1 protein-coding gene is annotated in these 451 nt (G+C 47.2%); it reads right to left on the bottom strand.

Annotated features, from left to right (window positions below; translation table 11 throughout):
- Positions 1-112: 112 nt before the first annotated feature.
- Positions 113-451: hypothetical protein (locus AWT75_RS21520; protein WP_204377136.1), on the bottom strand; the 339-nt coding region annotated here is incomplete at its 5' end.

The raw sequence follows: 451 nt of genomic DNA, 5'->3' as shown, positions 1-451 counted from the left end.
GGACAGCGCGATGATGCCTGCGGTGATGATGGATTTCATTCTTCTCCTCTATATTTATCATTCACTCAATTTTTCTTCTTTCATTCAGCTGAGTTATTGTAGCGATGTGGTGTTAATATTCATTGAAGTCCTCATCCACGCAAAGTGGTTGCAGGGTGCGGCTGGGGGTGGGCAGATTGGGAAACAGGGCATCGCAACGGGCGTCGACATCCGGGGTGGTGAACTCCACTTTTTTCCAGGTTCGTGTATCGTATACGCCGGGGTAACTGCCTTTGCGACAGGAGAAATTAGGTAATGACAGGGCCAGATAATTGCCATCGGGTGAAAATCTGCCGCCACCACCAAAGGAATTCTTGCGCATGGTGCGCTCAGATTTTTTCTGCGCATAAAATGGCTTTGCTGCGATACTTATTGTTTCGCCTGTAGGTATTTTTCTTATCGATGCAATAGA

This window comes from Aquitalea pelogenes (assembly GCF_001515305.1).
Lineage (GTDB): Bacteria > Pseudomonadota > Gammaproteobacteria > Burkholderiales > Chromobacteriaceae > Aquitalea > Aquitalea pelogenes.
Note: the sequence above shows the minus strand (reverse complement) of the source record. Positions and strands in the feature narration are given on the sequence as shown.